General features: G+C 71.9%; 22 protein-coding genes and 2 pseudogenes. 8 read left to right on the forward strand and 16 right to left on the reverse strand.

Going from position 1 to position 18,480, the window contains the following annotated elements; all coding sequences use genetic code 11:
* Positions 1-96 precede the first annotated feature (96 nt).
* A complete protein-coding gene (locus tag K377_RS03435; RefSeq protein ID WP_111661554.1) occupies positions 97-375 on the forward strand; it encodes a DUF5133 domain-containing protein in 279 nt (92 codons plus the stop codon).
* Between the two features lie 9 nt (positions 376-384).
* On the opposite strand, the gene ligD (K377_RS03440) is transcribed toward K377_RS03435, so the two are convergent.
* From ligD (K377_RS03440) to K377_RS03485, 10 genes are all read right to left on the reverse strand, one after another.
* A complete protein-coding gene (gene ligD, locus K377_RS03440; RefSeq protein WP_111661555.1) occupies positions 385-1,335 on the reverse strand; it encodes a non-homologous end-joining DNA ligase in 951 nt (316 codons plus the stop codon).
* A 19-nt stretch (positions 1,336-1,354) separates the two neighbouring features.
* Entirely contained in the window at positions 1,355-2,017 is a 663-nt protein-coding gene (locus K377_RS03445; protein WP_111661556.1) for an endonuclease, read from the reverse strand.
* On the reverse strand, positions 2,014-3,024 hold the full coding sequence (ligD, locus tag K377_RS03450) for a non-homologous end-joining DNA ligase (protein ID WP_111661557.1): 1,011 nt from the start codon (positions 3,022-3,024) through the stop codon (positions 2,014-2,016). The genes K377_RS03445 and ligD (K377_RS03450) overlap by 4 nt, the downstream gene beginning before the upstream one ends.
* The gene (locus K377_RS03455) at positions 3,021-3,671 is read right to left on the reverse strand and encodes a DNA polymerase ligase N-terminal domain-containing protein (protein ID WP_111661558.1); all 651 of its coding nucleotides are present in this window, start codon (positions 3,669-3,671) and stop codon (positions 3,021-3,023) included. Before K377_RS03455 ends, ligD (K377_RS03450) begins: the two co-directional genes overlap by 4 nt.
* A gap of 92 nt (positions 3,672-3,763) precedes the next feature.
* Positions 3,764-4,090 (reverse strand): plasmid stabilization protein, encoded by a 327-nt coding sequence (locus tag K377_RS03460; RefSeq protein WP_111661559.1) that lies wholly within the window; start codon positions 4,088-4,090, stop codon positions 3,764-3,766.
* Positions 4,091-4,122: 32 nt separating this feature from the next.
* The gene (locus K377_RS03465) at positions 4,123-4,920 is read right to left on the reverse strand and encodes a SigB/SigF/SigG family RNA polymerase sigma factor (RefSeq protein ID WP_111661560.1); all 798 of its coding nucleotides are present in this window, start codon (positions 4,918-4,920) and stop codon (positions 4,123-4,125) included.
* Between the two features lie 184 nt (positions 4,921-5,104).
* A complete protein-coding gene (locus K377_RS03470) occupies positions 5,105-5,350 on the reverse strand; it encodes a DUF6479 family protein (RefSeq protein WP_146614681.1) in 246 nt (81 codons plus the stop codon).
* Positions 5,351-5,447: 97 nt separating this feature from the next.
* Positions 5,448-6,065, reverse strand: a complete 618-nt coding sequence (locus tag K377_RS03475; RefSeq protein WP_111661562.1) for a phosphatase PAP2 family protein — start codon at positions 6,063-6,065, stop codon at positions 5,448-5,450.
* Positions 6,066-6,151: 86 nt separating this feature from the next.
* On the reverse strand, positions 6,152-6,793 hold the full coding sequence (locus K377_RS03480; protein ID WP_111661563.1) for a DedA family protein: 642 nt from the start codon (positions 6,791-6,793) through the stop codon (positions 6,152-6,154).
* Positions 6,794-7,064: 271 nt separating this feature from the next.
* Positions 7,065-8,105: an iron-siderophore ABC transporter substrate-binding protein gene (locus tag K377_RS03485; RefSeq protein ID WP_111661564.1), complete on the reverse strand. Its 1,041-nt coding sequence runs from the start codon at positions 8,103-8,105 to the stop codon at positions 7,065-7,067.
* An 84-nt stretch (positions 8,106-8,189) separates the two neighbouring features.
* Here K377_RS03485 and K377_RS03490 point away from each other — a divergent pair, with 84 nt between their 5' ends.
* Positions 8,190-8,579, forward strand: coding sequence for a BlaI/MecI/CopY family transcriptional regulator (locus K377_RS03490; RefSeq protein ID WP_111661565.1), 390 nt, complete (start codon positions 8,190-8,192; stop codon positions 8,577-8,579).
* Positions 8,576-9,511, forward strand: coding sequence for a M56 family metallopeptidase (locus tag K377_RS03495; RefSeq protein WP_111661566.1), 936 nt, complete (start codon positions 8,576-8,578; stop codon positions 9,509-9,511). The genes K377_RS03490 and K377_RS03495 overlap by 4 nt, the downstream gene beginning before the upstream one ends.
* A 34-nt stretch (positions 9,512-9,545) precedes the next feature.
* Here K377_RS03495 and K377_RS42125 read toward each other — a convergent pair.
* A pseudogene (locus tag K377_RS42125) lies at positions 9,546-9,794 on the reverse strand (MATE family efflux transporter); the annotation flags it as partial.
* On the opposite strand from K377_RS42125, the pseudogene K377_RS03505 reads away from it, so the two are divergent.
* Positions 9,791-10,144 (forward strand): annotated as a pseudogene (locus tag K377_RS03505) (ABC transporter permease subunit); the annotation flags it as partial. The pseudogenes K377_RS42125 and K377_RS03505 sit on opposite strands and share 4 nt — an antisense overlap.
* Before the next feature lie 10 nt (positions 10,145-10,154).
* Here the strand turns inward: K377_RS03505 and K377_RS03510 are convergent.
* Positions 10,155-11,207, reverse strand: a complete 1,053-nt coding sequence (locus tag K377_RS03510) for a sodium-dependent transporter (protein WP_111661567.1) — start codon at positions 11,205-11,207, stop codon at positions 10,155-10,157.
* Between the two features lie 90 nt (positions 11,208-11,297).
* Here K377_RS03510 and K377_RS03515 point away from each other — a divergent pair, with 90 nt between their 5' ends.
* On the forward strand, positions 11,298-12,128 hold the full coding sequence (locus tag K377_RS03515; RefSeq protein ID WP_111661568.1) for a hypothetical protein: 831 nt from the start codon (positions 11,298-11,300) through the stop codon (positions 12,126-12,128).
* Between the two features lie 33 nt (positions 12,129-12,161).
* On the opposite strand, the gene K377_RS03520 is transcribed toward K377_RS03515, so the two are convergent.
* Together K377_RS03520 and K377_RS03525 are read right to left on the reverse strand one after the other, a co-directional pair.
* A complete protein-coding gene (locus tag K377_RS03520; protein WP_111661569.1) occupies positions 12,162-13,532 on the reverse strand; it encodes a sensor histidine kinase KdpD in 1,371 nt (456 codons plus the stop codon).
* Positions 13,529-14,191, reverse strand: coding sequence for a response regulator transcription factor (locus K377_RS03525; protein ID WP_111661570.1), 663 nt, complete (start codon positions 14,189-14,191; stop codon positions 13,529-13,531). The genes K377_RS03520 and K377_RS03525 overlap by 4 nt, the downstream gene beginning before the upstream one ends.
* A gap of 140 nt (positions 14,192-14,331) precedes the next feature.
* Between K377_RS03525 and K377_RS03530 the strand changes: the two genes are divergently transcribed.
* A complete protein-coding gene (locus K377_RS03530; protein WP_111661571.1) occupies positions 14,332-14,706 on the forward strand; it encodes a hypothetical protein in 375 nt (124 codons plus the stop codon).
* Between the two features lie 184 nt (positions 14,707-14,890).
* Here the strand turns inward: K377_RS03530 and K377_RS03535 are convergent, their stop codons facing one another.
* Both K377_RS03535 and K377_RS03540 read right to left on the reverse strand, forming a co-directional pair.
* Entirely contained in the window at positions 14,891-15,832 is a 942-nt protein-coding gene (locus tag K377_RS03535; protein ID WP_111661572.1) for a M56 family metallopeptidase, read from the reverse strand.
* Positions 15,829-16,200, reverse strand: coding sequence for a BlaI/MecI/CopY family transcriptional regulator (locus K377_RS03540; protein WP_111661573.1), 372 nt, complete (start codon positions 16,198-16,200; stop codon positions 15,829-15,831). Before K377_RS03540 ends, K377_RS03535 begins: the two co-directional genes overlap by 4 nt.
* 76 nt (positions 16,201-16,276) lie before the next feature.
* Between K377_RS03540 and K377_RS03545 the strand changes: the two genes are divergently transcribed.
* Together K377_RS03545 and K377_RS03550 are read left to right on the forward strand one after the other, a co-directional pair.
* Positions 16,277-16,912 (forward strand): phosphatase PAP2 family protein, encoded by a 636-nt coding sequence (locus K377_RS03545; protein ID WP_111661574.1) that lies wholly within the window; start codon positions 16,277-16,279, stop codon positions 16,910-16,912.
* A 241-nt stretch (positions 16,913-17,153) separates the two neighbouring features.
* Positions 17,154-18,480: molybdopterin-dependent oxidoreductase (locus tag K377_RS03550; RefSeq protein ID WP_111661575.1), on the forward strand; the 1,327-nt coding region annotated here is incomplete at its 3' end.

The following is an 18,480-nucleotide window of genomic DNA, read 5'->3' on the forward strand; positions in this document are numbered from 1 at the left end:
GGTTCGGGGCACTCGGGTGCTCGCTTGGGACCACAGGCGTTCACGAGTACGACTGCCACACCTGATGCAGGTGTCGCCTGTTTCCCTGGAGCATCCATGATCACTCCATCGCCCTCAGCTGTGCGCGCACTGCTCGCGCGGTACGCCGTGGCGCGTTTCGCGCACGAGCAGTGCCCCGACGACAGAACCGTGCTCGCACTCGAGGACGTGACCTACACCTTGTGCGTGGTCACTGCGTGTCGCACCGTAGCCGAGGCGTTGGCGGCGGCGGACGCACTGCTGGAGAAGGGCGCGGCGCCCGGCGTCGGCGCTGTGGACCACGCGCTCGGGACCCGTTGCCCGGACCGGACCCCCTGGTCCCCGGCGCACGGCTGAGCCACCAGATCAATTGGACCCGCCACCACTGCGACGCTCGTCCTTCAGCTCCCGCAGTGCGTCGCGGGCCGGCCCCAGCGCCCGTCCTTTGCGGGCCAGATCACCCCAGGGGTTGGTTCGGGCCTGGTCGAGGGCGTCGTGGACGGTCCAGCGCCGCGCCGTGAGTCCGGGGTCGTCGAGCTGGTCCCAGGAGATCGGTGTGGCCACGGGTGCGCCCGGCTTGGCGCGCACCGTGTACGGGACGACCGCCGTCTGCGCGTACGCGTTGCGCTGCACGTCCAGATACAGCCGGGTGCCCCGGTCCGCCTTGCGCGCGGCGGTGGTGAGTTGGCCGGGGTGGGCCGCGGCCAGGGTGTCGGCCGCCTCCTTGGAGAAGTCATGGACGTCGTCGAAGGTGGGCCCGCCCCTGAGGACCGCCACGACGTGCAGTCCGCGCGAACCCGTGGTCATCGCCCCCGAGGCGAGACCGATGCTGTCCAGGAGTTCCCGCACCTGACGGGCGGCCGCGCGGACGGCCTCGAAATCGTCGTCCCCGGAGGGATCGAGGTCGAACACCACCCGGTCCGGCCGCCGGATGTCCGAAGCCTTCGACTGCCAGCGGTGCAGGGTGACGGCCGCCTGGTCCGCGAGATACACCAGCGTCGCCGTGTCCTCGCAGACCGGGTGCACGACGCTGCCGCCCTCCTTGGGCACCTTCACGCGGTGCACCCAGTCCGGGAAGTACGAGGGGACGTTCTTCTGCATGATGCGGGAACCGTCGAGACCGTCGGGAAGACGTTCCAGCATCAACGGGCGTCCGCGCAGATGCGGCAGCATGTACGGGGCGATCTCCCGGTAGTACCCGACGAGATCCCCCTTGGTGATCGGGTCGCCGGTCTCGTCCGCGGGCAGCAGCGTCTTGTCCTGCCGGTGCAGTGTCAGCGTGCGGCGGCCGATCCGCAGCGACTGGGTCGGGGTCATCGGGCGGCACCTCCTTCTGTCAGTCTGCGGGTCGTCGGCCGGCCCGGGCCAGACAGTCGTCCGCCACCCGCCGGTCCAGCGCCGCGCGAACGAGCGCCGCGGCCAGCCGTGCGGGCGAGGCGTCCTCCGCGAGGCGGACGAGCGCGGCGGGTTGCTCGGGGAGTCCGAGGCGTTCGGCGCCCTGGAGGGCCTTCGCGTCCAGGAACGGGGCGTACTCGGGCCAGACGTCCTGCACCTCGCGCAGGAAGATGTCGACACCGGCCGGGCCGAGACCCGGGGTGCGGCGCAGCGACGCGCGCAACGCGTCGACATCGCCGTCCGCCTGCTCGCGCATCCGTCGCAGATCCCCGCCGACGTCGTCGAGCAACAGCTGCGCCCCGTCGCCGAGTTGGGTGGCCGTACGCTCGTCGTAGCGGCGGTATCCGCCGTCGCCGAGCGCGTCCACGCGCTGCTGCCAGGTGGCGTCCGCCATGCGGCGCGGGCCGCGCAGCCCCGCGTCGTACAGCGCGCGTGCCGTCGCAACGGCGATCGAGGCCCGGATCCGGGCGCCGAGCAGGCTCGCGAGCACCAGGGTCCGGTACAGCGGCTGGGGCGTGTCCTTGAGCCGGATGCCCGCCTCGGCGGCGTAGGTCCGGCCGTACTCACGCAGCAGGACCCGCATGACGTCCTTCGGTCCGGTCATGACTCCGCCCGCTCCCTGACCACGTCGTCCGGCTTCTTGTCGTCACGCAGCCCCTGGTAGCGGGGGTGGCGCAGCAGGCCGTCGCGCGTCCACTCGGAGAAGGCGACCTGCGCCACGAGACGGGGCCGGGTCCAGTGGGCGGTGGGCTGGGCGACGCGCCCGTCGAACGGCGAGGTGTCCACCCGCAGTTCGTCGAGCCTGCCTCGCAGTTCGGCCAGGGTCTTCTGGTCGAAGCCGGTGCCGACCTTGCCCGCGTACCGCAGTCGGCCGTCCGCGTAGTAGCCGATCAGCAGGGCGCCGATGCCCTTCCTGCTGCCGGTCGGCTCGGTGAAGCCGCCGACCACGAACTCCTGGCCCTGGGAGCACTTCAGCTTGAGCCAGGCGTCGGAGCGCCGTCCTTGGTACAGGCTGTCGGCGCGTTTGGCGATGAGCCCTTCCCAGCCGCGCGCACAGGCGTCGGCGAGCAGTTCGGGACCGCCCGCGTTGCGGTGGGTGGTCAGCCGCAGGGGCGCTCCGAAGGCCAGCGCGTTCCGCAGGAGTGACTTACGGGTGCGCAGCGGCAGCCGGCGCAGATCGGTGCCGTCGAGCCGCAGCAGGTCGAAGGCGTAGTACGTCACCGCCACGTCGCTGCGCGCCACGTCCGCGGGCCGGGTCAGCCCCATGCGCTGCTGGAGCCGCCCGAAGTCCGTACGGCCGTGCGCGTACGCCACCATCTCGCCGTCGATGGTGAAGTCCGCGCAGTCCTGCGCGGCGAGGGCGTCGACGATCTCCGGATAGGTGGTGTCGATCTTCCGCCCGGAGCGGGAACGCAGCGTCACCTTGCCGTTCTCGCGGACGGCGAGGACCCGGATGCCGTCGAGTTTCCGCTCGAAGATCCAGCCTGCGGGGAACTCGCGGCGGTCGCTGAGCGTCGCCAGCATCGGGGACTCCGCCAGTTGCACGCCGGGAGCGGCGGGGGAGAGGCGGCGTTCCAACTCGGACGGCAGGGCGTCCAGCAGGCCGGTCATCCCCGCTCACCTGCCTCCGCCTCATCGGCGACCTGGCGCAGGGTGCGCCCGCTGCGGACCGACCGGGCGCGCCGCGGATCGGGCGTGCCGTCACCGTGGTGCCCGGACCCGGTGTGCACCAGGAGCCAGGTCGGCTTCGCCGAGGCGGCGCCGGACTTCTCCTCGCGGCTGTGGAAGCGGGTGAGGGCGTACTCGCCGTGCAGTTTGTCGCCGTGCAGCTCGAAGGTGGCGTGCCCGCTGTCGAGGGCGTCGCCGAACGGCACCGGCCGGCCGTGCTTGTCGTGGCTGGTGGGCCGGTACGTGCCGGTGTCCCAGACGATCACGGTGCCGCCCCCGTACTCACCGTCCGGGATCACCCCTTCGAAGTCCTGGTACGACAACGGGTGGTCCTCGGTGGGGATGGCGAGCCTCTTGTCCTGCGGGTCGCTGGAGGGCCCTTTGGGCACGGACCAGGATCTGAGCACGCCGTCGACCTCCAGGCGGAAGTCGAAGTGCAGCGTGCTCGCGTCGTGGATCTGGACGACGAACACGGGCCGGTCGTGCGCGTCGCCGGTCTCGTCCGCTTCCCGGTGCTCGCCGTGCGGTTCCCGTGTGCGGTCGAAGTTCCGCTTGTCGTGATAGGCCCGCAGGCCGTTCTCCTCGCTCACGGCGACCTCCTTCGTCCGGATCGCTGACGCCGGGCCCCCTGACGATCCACGGTCACACGCATACGGGATCGAGAACGGCTGTCGCATGCGGTTCAGTGACCGACGGCCCTGGCCAGCTCCGCCTTGTTCATCGACGAGCGGCCCTTGACGTCCTTGCGCTTCGCCTCGGCGTAGAGCTGGTCCTTGGTGCGGCCCTGCGCTCCCTTGTGGGACCGTTCGCCTCCGCGCTGCGACGCCGACTTGGGGTCCTCGGTGGAGGTGCGGCTCGCGGTGCGGGACTCGCCGCTGCGGGCCCGCTCCTTGTTGACGGTGCGTGCGGCGATCTCCTCGGCCCGCTTCGTGGACTCGCCGCGCTTCTTCGCGCTCTCCTTGACGTGCTCGTACTGGCGTTCCCTCTTGCGGTTCGCTCCTGCGGGCATGGTGTTTCCTTTCGTGCGAGGGGGCGTCGGGGTCAGGCGGCCTGCTGGACCGCCCTGGTGCCGTGGTCGGCGTAGGCACGGACCTTCTCGCAGCTGCGGGTGATGAGGCGTGAGATGTGCATCTGCGAGCATCCGATCCGCTCCGCTATGCGGGCCTGGGTCATGTCCTCGAAGTAACGCAGGTAGAGGATCTCCCGCTCCCGCTCCGGGAGGCTGCGCAGGCCTTCCTTGGCCGCCTCGCGGTCGGCTATCAGGTCATAGGCGCCTTCGACCCGGCCGAGGGTGTCGGCCAGGCTGAACGAGTCGTCGGAGCCGCCCAGTTCGGCATCGAGCGAGAGACTGCTGTAGCACTCCAGGGCCTCGATCCCGTCGCGGACCTCGTGCAGGGTCAGGCCGGCTCGCGCGGCGATCTCCTCCAGAGCGGGTTCCTCCCGCTGCCCGGGATGCTCCTGCAGGTCCCGGCGGGCGGAGCGGACCTTGTTGCGCAGGTCCTGCACGCGGCGGGGGACGTGCACGTCCCAGCTGTGGTCCCGGAAGTGGCGGCGCAGTTCTCCGGTGACGGTCGGCACGGCGTACGACTCGAACGCGCCGCGGCCGGGCTCGTACCGTTCGACGGCCTTGACCAGACCCAGTGCCGCGATCTGCTTCAGGTCCTCCAGGTTCTCGCCCTTGTTGCGGAACCGGGTGGCGATGCGGTGGGCCATGGGCAGCCAGGCCTCCACGAGTTCCCCGACGAGGGCGTGGCGCTCGGGCCCGTCGGAGGTCGCGGCCAGGCGGCGGAAGGTGTGCTCCGTCCGCGGAGCGTCGTGGTGGGGGTGACCGGTGGACATCGAGGATCGCTCCCTCATCGTTGCTGTCGGCAAGGATGACCAGGAGCCGATCAACACCCCGGGGGTGGATCCGTACTCCTGGAAGCGCGCCTGTTGTCCCAAGCACACAGTGTGCGACTGCCTCTCGACCCTACGAATAAACATCGTCGTCCGCATGCCGAGCACCGCGAATGACCGCGGCGTGTCAGGGGTGGGGGTGGCCCTGGTCGGGGTCGTCGTGCGGGGTCTGCCAGCCGGATCCGCGGCGCGCGTGGTCGCCGGTCGGGCCGGGCGGGACCGGGGGAGTGGTGATCTCGGAGCGGCGCGTCGTCCGACGGCGGCCCAGCGCGAAGGTGAGGACGAGGGCCAGGACGATGACGACACCCACGCCGATGAGGATCAGGCCGGGACCGCTCGAAGCGGCCAGTACGTGAGAACCGTGAGTATGCATGGCGGCCGGGTACCCGGTTGCGGGCACCTCTCACGACGTGGCGCACGAGGCAGGCCGGAGCGGCCGGAGAGGGTGACCAGGGCGGTGGCGCGGGCCGTCACGGCCTCGCCGGGGCGGCGGTTCTCTGTTCCAGCGGGGCGAGGGTCGGGATCACGAAAGCCAGGTAGGCGGCGGCGAAGAGCCAGCCGGCGATGATGTCGCTCATCCAGTGCACGCCCAAGTAGACACGGGTCAGGGCCACGCAGATCGCCCACGCGACGGCGAGCACGCGCAGGCAGCGGGCCAAGGTGTGGTGCAGGCTGCGGGCCAGCGCCCAGCAGACCACCCCCGCGGTGAGGGCGGACGTGGTGGTGTGCCCGGAGGGCAGGGAGAAGCCCGAGGCGTGCGTGGCCCAGTCCGAGCGTGGCGGCCGGGGACGGGCGACGAGAATCATCGCGACCGCCCGGAGCGCCTGTCCCACGAGGAGCACGGCGAGACCCGCCGCGCCCCGGATCAGGCGCGTTCGCCAGGCGGCGCCGGTCAGGGCTCCGGCCAGGAAGGTGATCAGGTAGGGCCAGACGAAGGTGCCGCTGTCGGTGACCGCCCTGGCGATCGACTCCGCCGTGGGCGGCCGGTGGCTTAGGGGCCACGTGTGCAGAACCGCGTCCCCGGCCACGAGCCCGTCGCTGGAGACGAGTACCGCGGAGACGAGAAGCGCCAGGAGCAGGGTCGCCACTCCTCCCGCCCACGGCAGGCCGGCAGGCTGCCACCTTCGCGGTTCGACCTCGGCCGAGGGCGCGGGAGGAGGCGCGGGACGCGTACTCACCGCTCGTCACCGGCGGGCGGTGCGGAGGCCGCCCGGCTTCTGCGGCTGCGGAGAATCTCCAGGCCCAGCGGGATGAGGGAAACCGCCACGATCAGCCCGACCATGGGCAGGAGATACCGGTCCACGTCGGGCACGGAGGACCCGAGCGCGTATCCGGCGAGCACCAGACCCACGGTCCACACGGCCCCGCCGACGACCTGCCAGAGCGCGAAGGTGCGGGCGGGCACCCCCAGAGCGCCGGCGAGCGGGTTCAGCACGGTGCGCACGACGGGGACGAAGCGTGCCAGGACGATCGCTTTCGCGTGCCCGTACCGGGCGAGGAGTTCTTCGGCACGCTCGGCGCCTTCTTGCAGTCGTTTCGAGCGGCTGCGCGCGAGCAGGGTCCGCCCGCCCCGCCGTCCGATCCAGTAACCGGCCTGGGCGCCCAGCAGCGCACCGGCGACCGACGCGACCAGCACCTGCGGAAGCGACAGGTGGACCCCGGAGCCGCCGGACACGCACAGAAGCCCCGCGGTGAACAGGAGCGAGTCGCCGGGCAGGAAGAACCCGATCAGCAGGCCGGTCTCCGCGAACAGGACGAAGGCGACTCCGAGCGCCCCGAACGCGGCCAGCAGGGAACTGGCGTCCAGGACGTTCACTGCGAGGGGATGAGGAGCGGCGACAGCGCACACATCGGGGCACCAGAACACACGGAGTCCTTTCGCGGAGGGCCGTCGGACGGCAGGCGAGCGCCGCGCGACCGGTGGACGCCACGACCCGGCGTCTACTTCACTGTAGTCGGTCTACTTAACTGTAGACGTCCAATCGGCGTGCCGAGTTCCCGGCTGAGCGGAGCGGGGGACAAAAAAGCGGGGCCGCACCGATCGGTGCGGCCCCGCAGGGTGTCTGTGCGACGGATGGTCGGATCCGTCAGTTCTTCAGCGCCTTCGCGAACTCGGGCACGACGTTGTCCAGCACGTAGTTCACCGACAGCACGGAGTCCGTGGCGAAGGCGTTGGCCTCGGCGGACTTCAGGCCGAAGACCACGTCGTGCCCCGCCTGGACGGCCGGGATCTTTTTGTACAGGGCGTCGTTCTTGATCTCGGAGGCCGAGGTCTCGATGGGCTCCATGATCAGCAGGTCCGCGTCGAGCTTGTTGACGTTCTCGCGGGCGACGCTGACGAAGAATCCCTTGCCGCCCTGCTGTTCGACCCAGGGGTTGTTCTTGAACCCGAGCCGCTCCAGGAAGTCGACGCGCCCGCTGCCCTTGACGTAGGCGTTGAAGCCCTCGCCGCTCAGCGAGCCCGACGTCACCGTCTTCCCCTTGAACTCGGGGTGCTCCTTGACCGCGGTGGCGAACTTCGCCTTGGTCCTGGCGATGAGCTGCTGCCCCTTGTCGTGCAGGCCGAGCGCGTCGGCGACCATCTCCGTCTGGTCCTGCCAGTCGGTCAGGTACTGGTCGCCGCCCTTGGGCACGCCGACCGTGGGCGCGATCTTGCTGAGCGTGTCGTAGCGCTTCTGGTCGCCGCTCGACTTGGTGTCGAGGATGAGATCGGGCTGCAGGGCCGCGATCTTCTCGTACTCGGGCTCCAGGGTGCCGATCTTCTTCGGGCTCTTGTCGTACTTCCCCTTGGCCCAGGGGCCGACGCCGTCGCCGCCGAAGGCCAGCCAGTCGCTGGCGCCGACCGGCTGCACGCCGAGGGCCAGAGCGGTCTCCGCGTCGCCCCAGCCCAGGGCCACCACACGCTTGGGCTGCTCCTTCACCGTGACGTCGCCGAACTTGGTGGAGACCTTGGCGGGGAAGGTGCCCTTGGCCACCGTCGCGGCGTCACCGCTGCCCGTGTCGTCCGAGCCGGACGAGCAGCCCGCGACCACGAGGGCCACGGCAGCGGCGAGAGCGCCCGCCGCTGCACCACGTCGGCGGGCGGGGACGGTGGTCGGTCGAGAGGAAGAGATCGAACGCTTGAGCATGAAGAAAGGCTAACCTAAGTAAAAGGCTCCTTTTCGTCTGGCTCGTCGGGCACAGAGCGGTGGGGGACGAGGGGAAGGACAGAGGTGGCGAAGAAGCGTCAGGATGAACGGCGTCCCCACGGCGAGCTGGTCGCGGACGTGCTGGCGGCGCTGTGGGCGGCGGGCGAGCCGCTGACCGCGCATCAGGTCAACGACGCGCTCGGCACCGGGCTCGCGCGGACGACGATGGCGACCATCTTGGGCCGGTTGTACGAGAAGGGCACGCTGCGCCGCGTTCCGTCGGGGCGGGGCTTCGCCTACGAGCCGGTGGCGGACGCGCCGGGCCTCGCCGCCGGCCGCATGCACCGCGAGCTGGAGAGCGAACCACGCCGTGACCTGGTCCTGAAAAGGTTCGTGACGTCCCTGTCGGAAGGGGACGAGGAGACCCTGCGCCGCCTGCTTCTGGAGGCCGAGGGGAAGGACGAGACCGAGTGACGTACGTACTCGTCCTCGTCGTGCTGGCGCTCGCCGTCCCCTGGGGCGGAGCGCTGCTCGCCCGGCGCCTGGCCGGGACGCTGCCGCCGCGCGAGGCCTGCTGGGCGCTGACGGGAGCGACGGTGCTGCTGGCCGGTGGCACGGTGGCCGCCTTGATCGGGCTCTTCCATGTGCCCTTCCTCGCCTCGCTGGAGCAGGTGCCCCTGCACCGTGTGCTGGACGTGTGGCCCGCCGTGGTGCCTTTCGCCGCCGCGGCCGGACTGGCGATGAGCGCCCAGCTGGTGCTCCTGCTGAGGCGCTGGTTCCAGCAGCGCTCACTGCTCAGGCACGCCTGGCGGGCAGCCGGTCAGGGTACGGGCGACGGGGACCTTCTGGTGATCGCCGGAAACGACGTCGACGCCTTCGCCCTGCCCGGGTACCGGGGCCGAGCCGGTCGGGTGGTCGTGACAGCGGGCACGCTGCGGACGCTGAAGCGGACCGAGCGCGACGCGCTGATGGCACACGAGCGGGCGCATCTGACAGGACGGCATCACCTGCTGTCGGCCGTCGTCGACCTCGCCGCCGTGGTGCACCCCGCGCTGCGCTCCGTGCGCGCATCGCTCTCCTTCCACCTGGAGCGGTGGGCGGACGAAGCGGCCGCCGAGGCCGTGGGGGACAGGAAGGCCGCTGCCGCGGCGATCGCGCGGGCCGCACTGGCGAGGTCGTCCCACGGCACGGGGAGCTACCCCCTGCTGTCGGCGGCGCGCGGACCGGTGCCCCGGAGGGTCGAGGCTCTGCTGGGGCCCGCACCGTCGTCACCGACGGGCCGGACCCGCCGCAGAGGAGCCGCGATGGCGACGACGCTGGCCCTCGCCGCGCTGGGCACGGTGGCCCTCGCCTACGGTCTGCACGAGTACGTGGAGTACGCGGCCGTCGCCGTACGGGGCGGCTGACCTCCTCAGGCGCTGCGGCCCGGCCGGCCCGGGGTCAGGCCGGTGCGGCCGCCGCATCGAGGGGTCGCGCGGCGAGTGCGGAGTCGTAGCGGCGCAGGAGCAGCAGCGCCGTCGCGGCGAGACCGCTGAGCAGGCCGAGCCAGATTCCGAGCGTCTCCAGGTTCAGGACGTGGGCGAGGAGCCAGGCGAGGGGCAGTCCGACGGCCCAGTAGCCGATCAGCGTGATGCGGAAGCCGCTCCTGGTGTCGTCGAGGCCGCGCAGGAGACCGACTCCGATGCGTCTCGGGCCTGCTGTTGCTGGTCCTGTCCCAGTGGACGGGCTGGCTGCCCGCGGTCACCGTGACCGGCGGCGACGGCCGACCGGCGACCTGGACCATGCTGATCATGGCGGTCCTGGCGCTGGTGATTCCGCAGACCGGCTGGAACAGCCGCGTCGTGCGCGGCGCCCTCGCCGACCAGGCGGCCACCCCGCACGTCGAGGCCGCGCACTTCGACGGCCTGCCGCCACGCCGGATCCTGCTCCGCCACCAGTTGCCCGGCGCCGTCCCCGCCATCGCCACCGGGATCGCCACCTCCACCGGCCTGCTGTTCGGGGGAGCGGTCGTGGTGGAGACCCTGTTCAACTACCCGGGGTCGCCTCGCCCTAGAGCGGCGAGCTCGGGCGGGACCGGCGGACCACGAGCCCGGCGAAGGTCTTCTGCACCAGCCCGTACGCGAGCACGGGCATCAGCAGATACGGCTTCTCCGGCATCGCGGCAGTGATCAGCACGGCCCCCGCACTGCTGTTGCTCATCCCGCAGGCCAGCGCGAGAGAGGAACACCTGCCGCGCTCCAGGCGCAGGACGGCGCCGGCCGCACGCCCCAGCGCGAAGGCGCTCCCGCACACTCCCACCGCCGCCGTCACCGCGGCACACAGCAGCAGCGGACGCGGATGCGAGAGGCATTCCCCCAGCGCGCCACTGGCGTTCAGGTACGTGGTGACCGGCGAAGCCAGCAGCGCCAGCAGGCTGATGCCCGCCTCCAGGGTGTCCGCCCGGGCCGCGCACAGCGCGAGGCGGCAGCACACACCCGCCGCGCAGGGCGCGACGATGCCGGTCAGCGCGAAACCGCCGTGGCTCAACGCGGCGGCGGTCGACAGCGTATGAGCGTAGGTGCCGTGCACCAGCAGGGTCAGGGCCCGAATGACCAGTGGAGTGGTCACGGGACTGAGCAGCGTGGTGCCCAGGACCGCGGCCACCATGGACGGCTGGTCACCGTCGCCCTTGGCCGTCCACACGGTGGCGTTGGCCGCCACCGGCATGGTCACGATCATCACCATCGCCGTGACGATGCCGCTGCCGTGATCGGCGTCCGGGGTGCCGCGCAGCAGCAGGACCAGCAAGGGGATGAGGACGAGCGGAAGCGCACAGTGCAGGGCCAGTGCGGCCACCAGCGCCAGCGGCCTGCGCGCCAGACCTACCAGGGCCCGCACACGTACCTGGAAACCACCGGCGAACAACAGCACGCCCAGCAGTACCGGCGGCACCTGCACGGTGAGTTCCCCGAGCATGTGCGGCCGGCGCAGCCACAGACCGGGCCAGGGCACGAGCAGAGCCAGCGCGTACGACGCGACGACGGCGCGGCCCAGCCGTCCGCGCAGCCACGTGACGCCGCGATGGACGACGGCGGGGGCAGATGGCCGGGCGATCAGGTCCATCACGCCATCCTGGACATGCCGCCGTTCCGAAGCGGGCGGACGGGCCGGACGGTCAGGATGCGTACAGGTTGTCGCTGGCACGGTCGGGCCATGACACAGGAATCCTCCCGAACGGCGTCCTCCGCCGTATCCCAAGAAGCCGCACGCGACGGCCACCGGGCCCGCCGGAACAAGGTCCCGGAGATCACCGCCTACTTCTGGATCATCAAGATCCTCTGCACGACCGTGGGCGAGACGGCGGCGGACCTGCTCGCGCAGGACGCCGGGCTCGGTCTCACCGGTGTCTCCGCGCTGATGAGTTGTCTGCTGGCACTGGTCCTCGTGGTGCAGTTCCGCGGCCGCGCGTACCGTCCCGGCGTCTATTGGCTCGCCGTCGCCCTCATCAGCGTCGTGGGGACGCTCATCAGCGACAACCTGACCGATAACATGGGCGTGCCGCTGGAACTGAGCACCGCGGTCTTCGCCGTGCTCCTGGTGGCCTGTTTCCTCATCTGGTACGGCCGCGAGAAGACGCTGTCCATCCACAGCATCGACACCACCGGCCGTGAGGCGTTCTACTGGCTCGCCGTCCTGTTCACCTTCGCCCTGGGCACCGCCGCCGGCGACCTGGTCGCCGAACGCATGGCGCTGGGCTATCTCACCTCCGTCCTGGTCTTCGCCGCCGTCATCGGCGCCGTCGCCGTCAGCCACTTCGCGCTCGGGCTGAACGCGGTGTGGAGCTTCTGGATCGCGTACATCCTCACCCGGCCTCTCGGCGCCTCGACGGGCGACTGGCTCTCCCAGCCCACCGGTGACGGCGGCCTGGGCCTGGGCACCGTGGTCACCAGCGTGCTGTTCCTCGCCGTCATCCTCGGCCTGGTGGTCCACCTCTCCGTGACGCGCAAGGACACCGCCCCGGCCGGAACACCGTCCGAGGTGTAGGGGACCGCTGTCGGCCCCCGGCCCCGTCCGGACTCAGCCGGGGAGCTGCACCACGAAGCGCGCACCGTCCGTGTACGAGTCGTCGTGCCACACCCGCCCGCCCGCCGACCGGGTCAGGCGCCTCACGAGTGCCAGGCCGAGACCGGCCCCGTCGTGTCCGTCGACGGGGTCGGCCCGCTGCCCCGGCCGGAACAGCCGCGGCGCGAAATCCGGCGGTACACCGGCCCCGTCGTCGCTCACCACGATGTCCACACCCCGGGGCGTCGCCCGCGCGGACAACGTCACTGCCGAGCGCGCGTGACGCAGCGCGTTCGCGTGCAGGGGGCTGACGATGCGTTCCACCACGGTCTCGGCCACACCGGCCCGCAACGCCGCGTCCACCTCGACGAACGTGTGCACACCGGCGTGGACCTCGGCGTCGGCCAGCCGGTTCAGCACCCGGTCCACCCGGCACGTCCCCGGTGTGTCCGGGGCGGTGTCGGCGGTGGCCCGCGACTGGTCGAGGAGGGTGTCGCAGATGGTCCGCATCGACGCGGCCGCAGCTTCGATCACGGCGTGCGCGCGCAGGGTCTCGGACGGGCTGCGCGGGCGGGTCCGCCAGAGATCGAGTTCCGCCACGATACGGGCGAGCGGTGTGCGCAGCTCGTGCGACAGCTCCGCGGTCAGCTGCTGCTCGTGCCGCAGCACGCTGCGTATCCGGTCCAGCAGGGCGTCCAGCGACACACCCAGGTGACGCAGTTCCTCCGGGGCCGTCGGCGAGGCCAGACGCGTCGTCGAGGAGACGGCGCTCCACCGGGCGGCCCGCTCGGTCATGTCGGTCACGGGACGCAGGGCACGGCCGACCGACAGACGTGTGAGCACATAGGTGCAGGCCAGCATCACCACGCCGAACGCCACACATCCCGTCAGGAGGGCGTCCATGGAGCTCGCGTACGGAGTCATGTCGACGGCCGCCACCGCCACGACGCCGGTGCCGCGCGGCGACACGTCCTGGGCGCACAGCCGCCATCCCTCCTGCCCGTCCGGACCGGCGGTCGTCACGCACGCGGGTCCGGTGCCGTCCGCGATCCGTCGGGCCACCCGGGCGAGGGTGTGACGGCGCCGGGCGCTCGCCGGCTGCTCCACCGTGCGGGACCCGTCGTAGACCCACACGTTGGAGTCGAGGATCTCGTCGTGGGACGTCTCCCGCACACGTACCTGACGGCCCGACATCTCGATGGTCGAGGCGACGGCGGCGAGCGTGCCGCGCAGGCGGTCGTCCGCCTGGGACAGAAGGTGCCGCTCCGCGACGGCGTCGAAGGCGACGGTGAGCGTCGTCAGGAGCAGGGCCGCGGCGGTCACGGCCACCAGGGCCAGCCGCCCCCGCAGCGTCCGCGGAACGAGCAGGCGCGGGACCGGACTCATGAGAGGCGGTGCCCGATGCCTCGTTGGGTGTGGACGGTCAGGGCGCTGCCGGCCGTACGCAGTTTGCGTCGGAGCCGGCTCACGTACTGGTCGAGGGTGTTGTCGCTGACCCAGGCACCGTCCGGCCAGGCCGCCCGGAGGAGTTCGCGGCGGCGCACCAGCGTGCCGCCGGCCGCGACCAGCAGCGCCAGCAGGCGGAACTCGGTGGGGGAGAGCGGCACTTGACTGCCGTGCACGCTCGCGCTCAGCGAGATCGGGTCGATCTCGACATCACCCACGCACTGCTCCGGCGTGGGAGCGGCCCGCTTGATCAGCGCATGGGTACGGGCGATGAGTTCGCTGAGGTGGAAGGGCTTGCACAGGTAGTCGTCACCACCCGCGGAGAAGCCGGACAGCCGGTCGGTGAGATGCCCGCGGGCCGTCAGGAAGATGACCGGTGCGGTGATACCGCGCGCCCGCAGAGCCTGGCACACGTCACGCCCGTCGGCATCGGGGAGCCCGACGTCCAGCACCACCGCCGCGATGGCGGCCGTGGCCAGTCTGAGAGCGGTGGCCCCGTCGGGAGCCGGGACCACCGTGTAGCCCTCCTCGGCGAGTCCCCGGCGCAGCACGTCTCGCAGCGCGTGGTCGTCCTCGACCACCAGGATCTTGTGGGTCACCGGCAACTCCCCCCGCCCGGCGGGCAGATGTCTTTGATCACGCCTTATTGTCTACTATTATGTAGACGCCAGTGGTGTGATTGCCGCAACGGGGAGTCCCACACCGTGAACCGACCGTCCCGGCGCCGAAGGATCACCGCATGTACAGGTCTCCCGAACGGGTAGCCGAGCTCATCCGGCGTGAGCGCGAGACGGATCCGCGGGTCCCGGTGGCCGATCTCGCGCAGCGGTACCGCGTCTCGCGCGCGGTGGTCCTCGCGGCCCTCGGTCTGCTCCCCGAGCCGACGCCCGTACGTGAACCCCGCCCCTTGCTGCTCGATCCCGTCACCGGCCTCATCGACGACATGCTGCGCCAGGAACTCGAGAGCGGAGTACGGCTGTCGAACCGGCGGATCCTGGAGCGCCTGGCGAGCGAGGCGGGTTTCGACGCCGCGTCGCTGTCCACCCTGCGCAACTACGTGCACCGGCGCCGTCCGGAGATTCGGCAGGACGCCCGCGGTCACTCGGCGGGCTGAGCCGCCGACTGCCGGGCCGAGACCGCTGGGCGCCCGCGTTCCGGTGCCAGGAAGACGGCCATGACCGGGGCGAGGTACAGCAGCCAGACGGCGGCCTGGAGAACCGGGGATCGGGCTGGAGGTCGAAGGCGCCCGTGACGAGGGTGCCGCACCAGGAGCCGGATTTCGTGGCCGGGAGGCCCGATCAGTCCGACGGGTTCTCGCCCTGCGCCACCTCGACGCCGCGATGCAGCCACACGGCCCCGCCGGCCGAGGAAATCCCGGCGGCCGTGCACAGCAGGACCATCGCCAGGAGCGCCGGGGCGAGCCGTCGCACCGGCGCGGGGGCGAGCAGGGCCTTGACGCGGGCCGGTACGGGGCCGGTGGTCGCGCCCGGGGCCAGCACGGGTGCACCGGCCGCGCGAGGGGCGCTGTTCGCCGCGAGCGCCGCACGTCCCACGGCCCGGGCGGTCACGGCCCGATCGCCGCAGCGTCGGGCCGCCGCCTCGTCTGCCGCTCGCTCCGCGGCGAAGGACACCTGATGCGCGGTGGCGGCCAGTGCCGGATGGCACCATCCCGCCAGGTGCGCGACCGAGGTGAACAGATGGTGCTTCGCCCTGAGATGGGCCCGCTCGTGCGCGAGCAGCGCCTCCCGCTCGACGGGCCCCAGGGCTCGCAGCATGCCGGACGTCACCACGATCCGGTCCGAACCGCCCGGCCCCCCTGGCAGCGCGAACGCGTCGGGGTGCGGATCGTCCACCACGCAGAGCCCTCCCGCCTCGGGCAGCCCCGCGACGCGCGCCTGCGCGGCCCGCAGATGACTCACCTCGGACACCGCTCGGCGGGCACCCCGGCATGCCGCCAGGACGAGTGCGCCGGCGGCGAGCGCCGCGATGCCGAGCACGAGCGAGCGCGGTCCGGCGGCCAGCGGGCGGACGAGATCGGCGAGCGCGCCGACCTGCGGCACGGACAGGGCAGCCGGCAGGACCAGCGCGCCCAGGCAGGCCACGACCCCCACGGCCAGCACGGCCGTGGCGCCGGTGACGGCCCACAGGGCGACGTCGGGGCGCACTCGGGACACGGCGCGCCTCGCCAGCGGGGGGAGGGCCCAGGGCAGCGCCAGGGGAATGAGCAGCAGGGCGATCACGTGCCGTCTCCCTCCAGCAGGCGCCTGAGTTCGGCCTCGTCGTCGGCGCTGAGCCCCTGGACGAAGCGCGCCAGCACCATGCCGCGGTCGTCGTCCTGCTCCAGCTCCCGGCGCATCCGCCGGGCGGTCAGGCCGTGCGCGTCGTCGACGGCGGAGTACAGAAAACCGCGCTTCCCCGGAGCGCGGCCCACCGCCCCCTTCTCATGGAGGCGCGCGAGCAGGGTGGCCACCGTGGTGCGGGCCAGCTCCTGCGGGATCGCCGCCCTCACCTGAGCCGCCGACAACGGCAGGCTCGACGCGCCCAGCGCGGCCAGCACGCTGGCCTCCAGCTCGCCGGCAGGTCTGCGCTCGCCGTCCGTCTCGCCCATGGAACCGCTCCCTCCGCCTCGTCGTCTACAGTGAAGTAGACCGACTACCGAATTGTAGACGCAAGGGCGACGCCTGATGCACTCCACGACAATCCTGGCGGCAGCTCCCCAGGGCTACGACGGCTCCGGAATCGACGGGACGGCCCTCACGGACGTGGTCGACACCGCGCACCGGGCCCCGGCCTGGCTGGACGGCCTCGTGTCGGCGTACTCCAGCTACGGGCTGATTCTCTTCGGCGGACTCATGCTGCTCGGATGGTGGCGGGCCCGGCGTCAGGACGCTCCGCACGCCCTGCGGGCTCTGGCTGCGCCCGTCCTCACCGTGATCGCCTTCGCCGGGAGCACGCTGCTGAAGCAGGGCGTGCACGAACTGCGGCCGTGCCAGTCCCTCCACGTGGTCACACTGGAGGCGTGTCCGGCTCCCGGCGACTGGTCGTTCCCCAGCAACCACGCCACCTTGGCCGCTGCCGCGGCCGTCGCCCTGTGGTTCGTATCGGCACGGCTCGGGGCCGTCGCGTCCGTGGCCGCGCTGTTGATGGCGGCCTCGCGCGTGTGGGTCGGGGCGCACTATCCGCACGACGTCGTCGCGGGACTCGCCGTCGGCGCCGTCATCGCCCTGGCTCTGGCTCTTCCGCTGTCCCGGCGATCCCAGAGCCTGGCGGAGCTCGTCACCCGGACGCCGCTGCGCCCCCTGGTCGGCCTCGCAGCGTAGACAGGGCCACTTGGCCCAGCCGTCGGAGCCGTTGGCACAGGTGTTGCCGAACGCCGGGTCGGGCAGGTCGATCACGCCGGCTGCCGCGTGCGGCGCGGCCAATGTGAGGAAGCGGACGGCCTCCACGGCGCTGCCGCCGCCGATCGTCCGAGCGGGGTTGGTAGAGCTGGCGCGCGACATCTCCCCTCCCTCGATGGCGTGACCGACCAATCCGAGGGCGGCGCGAGGACGGATTCCGGACATGAACGACGACGACTCATATCCCACACCGCCGCGGGGCGTCCGGCGCCTGGCCCTCGGTGCGCTGAGCGGCCTCCTCGCCGGGTACGCGGCCATCGCGGTCGCCGAACTGGTCTCCGCGGCCGTACGTCCCGAATCAGGGCCGGTCATCGCGGTGGGCGGAGCGGCGATCGACCGCACTCCGCCCGCCGTGAAGGACTGGGCGATCCGGCAGTTCGGCACCAACGACAAACTCGTTCTGCAGCTCGGCATCCTTGCCGTCCTGACCGTACTGGCCCTCGTCCTGGGGGCGTTGGCGACGCGGTGGCGGCTGATCGGCTCGCTCGGCGTGCTCGCCTTCGGGGTGGTCGGGGCGCTGGCCGCCACGGGCCGGCCCGACTCGACCGGCGTCAGCGACGCGCTGCCGTCCGTGGTGGGTGCCGTGGTCGGTGCCTGCCTGCTGTACTGGCTGATCGGACGGCTGGGGCGGCCCCGCCGGGCGGCGCACGAACCCGCCGCGACCAGCACGGAACACGACGGTGATCAGGCCGAGGGCGGGGCGACCGCCGCACAGCCCGGCGGCGACGGGGGAGGGGCGGGGTGGGACCGGCGCGGCTTCATCCTCGCGGCCACCGCGGCGGCCGCCGCCTCCACCGGCGCGGGCCTCGCTGGGCGTGCCCTCAACGGGTCCCAGGGACAGAACGCGGTCGCCTCCCGCAAGGACATCGTGCTGCCCGCACCGTCGTCGAGGGCGGCTGCCGTGCCCAAGGGGGCCGCGCTGCGGATCAAGGACATCAGCCCGTTCATGACGCCCAACGGCGACTTCTACCGCGTCGACACCGCGCTCGTGGTGCCCAAGGTCGACGCCACGTCTTGGCGGCTGCGCATCCACGGCAAGGGAGTGACGCGAGAACGCACCCTGTCGTTCGACGACTTGCTGAAGATGCCGCTGATCGAACGGAACATCACCCTCACCTGCGTGTCCAACGAGGTCGGCGGCCCCTACGTCGGCAACGCCCGCTGGATCGGCGTCCGCCTGGCCGACCTGCTGAAGGAGTGCGGGGTGAAGCCGCCGTCCAAGGGCGGGCCCGCCGACCAGCTCGTGGCGCGCTCGGTGGACGGCATGACCATCGGCAGCCCGGTCGACGACGTGATGGACGGCCGCGACGCGATGCTCGCCCTCGGGATGAACGGGCAGCCGCTGCCGTTCGAGCACGGCTTCCCGGTCCGCATGGTCGTCCCCGGCCTGTACGGGTATGTGTCGGCCTGCAAGTGGATCCAGGACATCGAGCTGACCACCTTCGACGCCTACGACTCGTACTGGGTCAAGCGGGACTGGGCGCAGAAGG

The organism is Streptomyces sp. PsTaAH-137, assembly GCF_003259365.1.
In the GTDB taxonomy this organism is placed as follows: domain Bacteria; phylum Actinomycetota; class Actinomycetes; order Streptomycetales; family Streptomycetaceae; genus Streptomyces.

Bases quoted from the DNA above. Each gene is read 5' to 3' on its own strand.
- K377_RS03435 (WP_111661554.1), top strand. From the start codon at position 97: ATGATCACTCCATCGCCCTCAGCTGTGCGCGCACTGCTCGCGCGGTAC.
- ligD (WP_111661555.1), bottom strand. From the start codon at position 1,335: ATGACCCCGACCCAGTCGCTGCGGATCGGCCGCCGCACGCTGACACTG.
- K377_RS03445 (WP_111661556.1), bottom strand. From the start codon at position 2,017: ATGACCGGACCGAAGGACGTCATGCGGGTCCTGCTGCGTGAGTACGGC.
- ligD (WP_111661557.1), bottom strand. From the start codon at position 3,024: ATGACCGGCCTGCTGGACGCCCTGCCGTCCGAGTTGGAACGCCGCCTC.
- K377_RS03460 (WP_111661559.1), bottom strand. From the start codon at position 4,090: ATGCCCGCAGGAGCGAACCGCAAGAGGGAACGCCAGTACGAGCACGTC.
- K377_RS03465 (WP_111661560.1), bottom strand. From the start codon at position 4,920: ATGTCCACCGGTCACCCCCACCACGACGCTCCGCGGACGGAGCACACC.
- K377_RS03470 (WP_146614681.1), bottom strand. From the start codon at position 5,350: ATGCATACTCACGGTTCTCACGTACTGGCCGCTTCGAGCGGTCCCGGC.
- K377_RS03485 (WP_111661564.1), bottom strand. From the start codon at position 8,105: ATGCTCAAGCGTTCGATCTCTTCCTCTCGACCGACCACCGTCCCCGCC.
- K377_RS03510 (WP_111661567.1), bottom strand. From the start codon at position 11,207: ATGGACCTGATCGCCCGGCCATCTGCCCCCGCCGTCGTCCATCGCGGC.
- K377_RS03515 (WP_111661568.1), top strand. From the start codon at position 11,298: ATGACACAGGAATCCTCCCGAACGGCGTCCTCCGCCGTATCCCAAGAA.
- K377_RS03520 (WP_111661569.1), bottom strand. From the start codon at position 13,532: ATGAGTCCGGTCCCGCGCCTGCTCGTTCCGCGGACGCTGCGGGGGCGG.
- K377_RS03530 (WP_111661571.1), top strand. From the start codon at position 14,332: ATGTACAGGTCTCCCGAACGGGTAGCCGAGCTCATCCGGCGTGAGCGC.
- K377_RS03540 (WP_111661573.1), bottom strand. From the start codon at position 16,200: ATGGGCGAGACGGACGGCGAGCGCAGACCTGCCGGCGAGCTGGAGGCC.
- K377_RS03545 (WP_111661574.1), top strand. From the start codon at position 16,277: ATGCACTCCACGACAATCCTGGCGGCAGCTCCCCAGGGCTACGACGGC.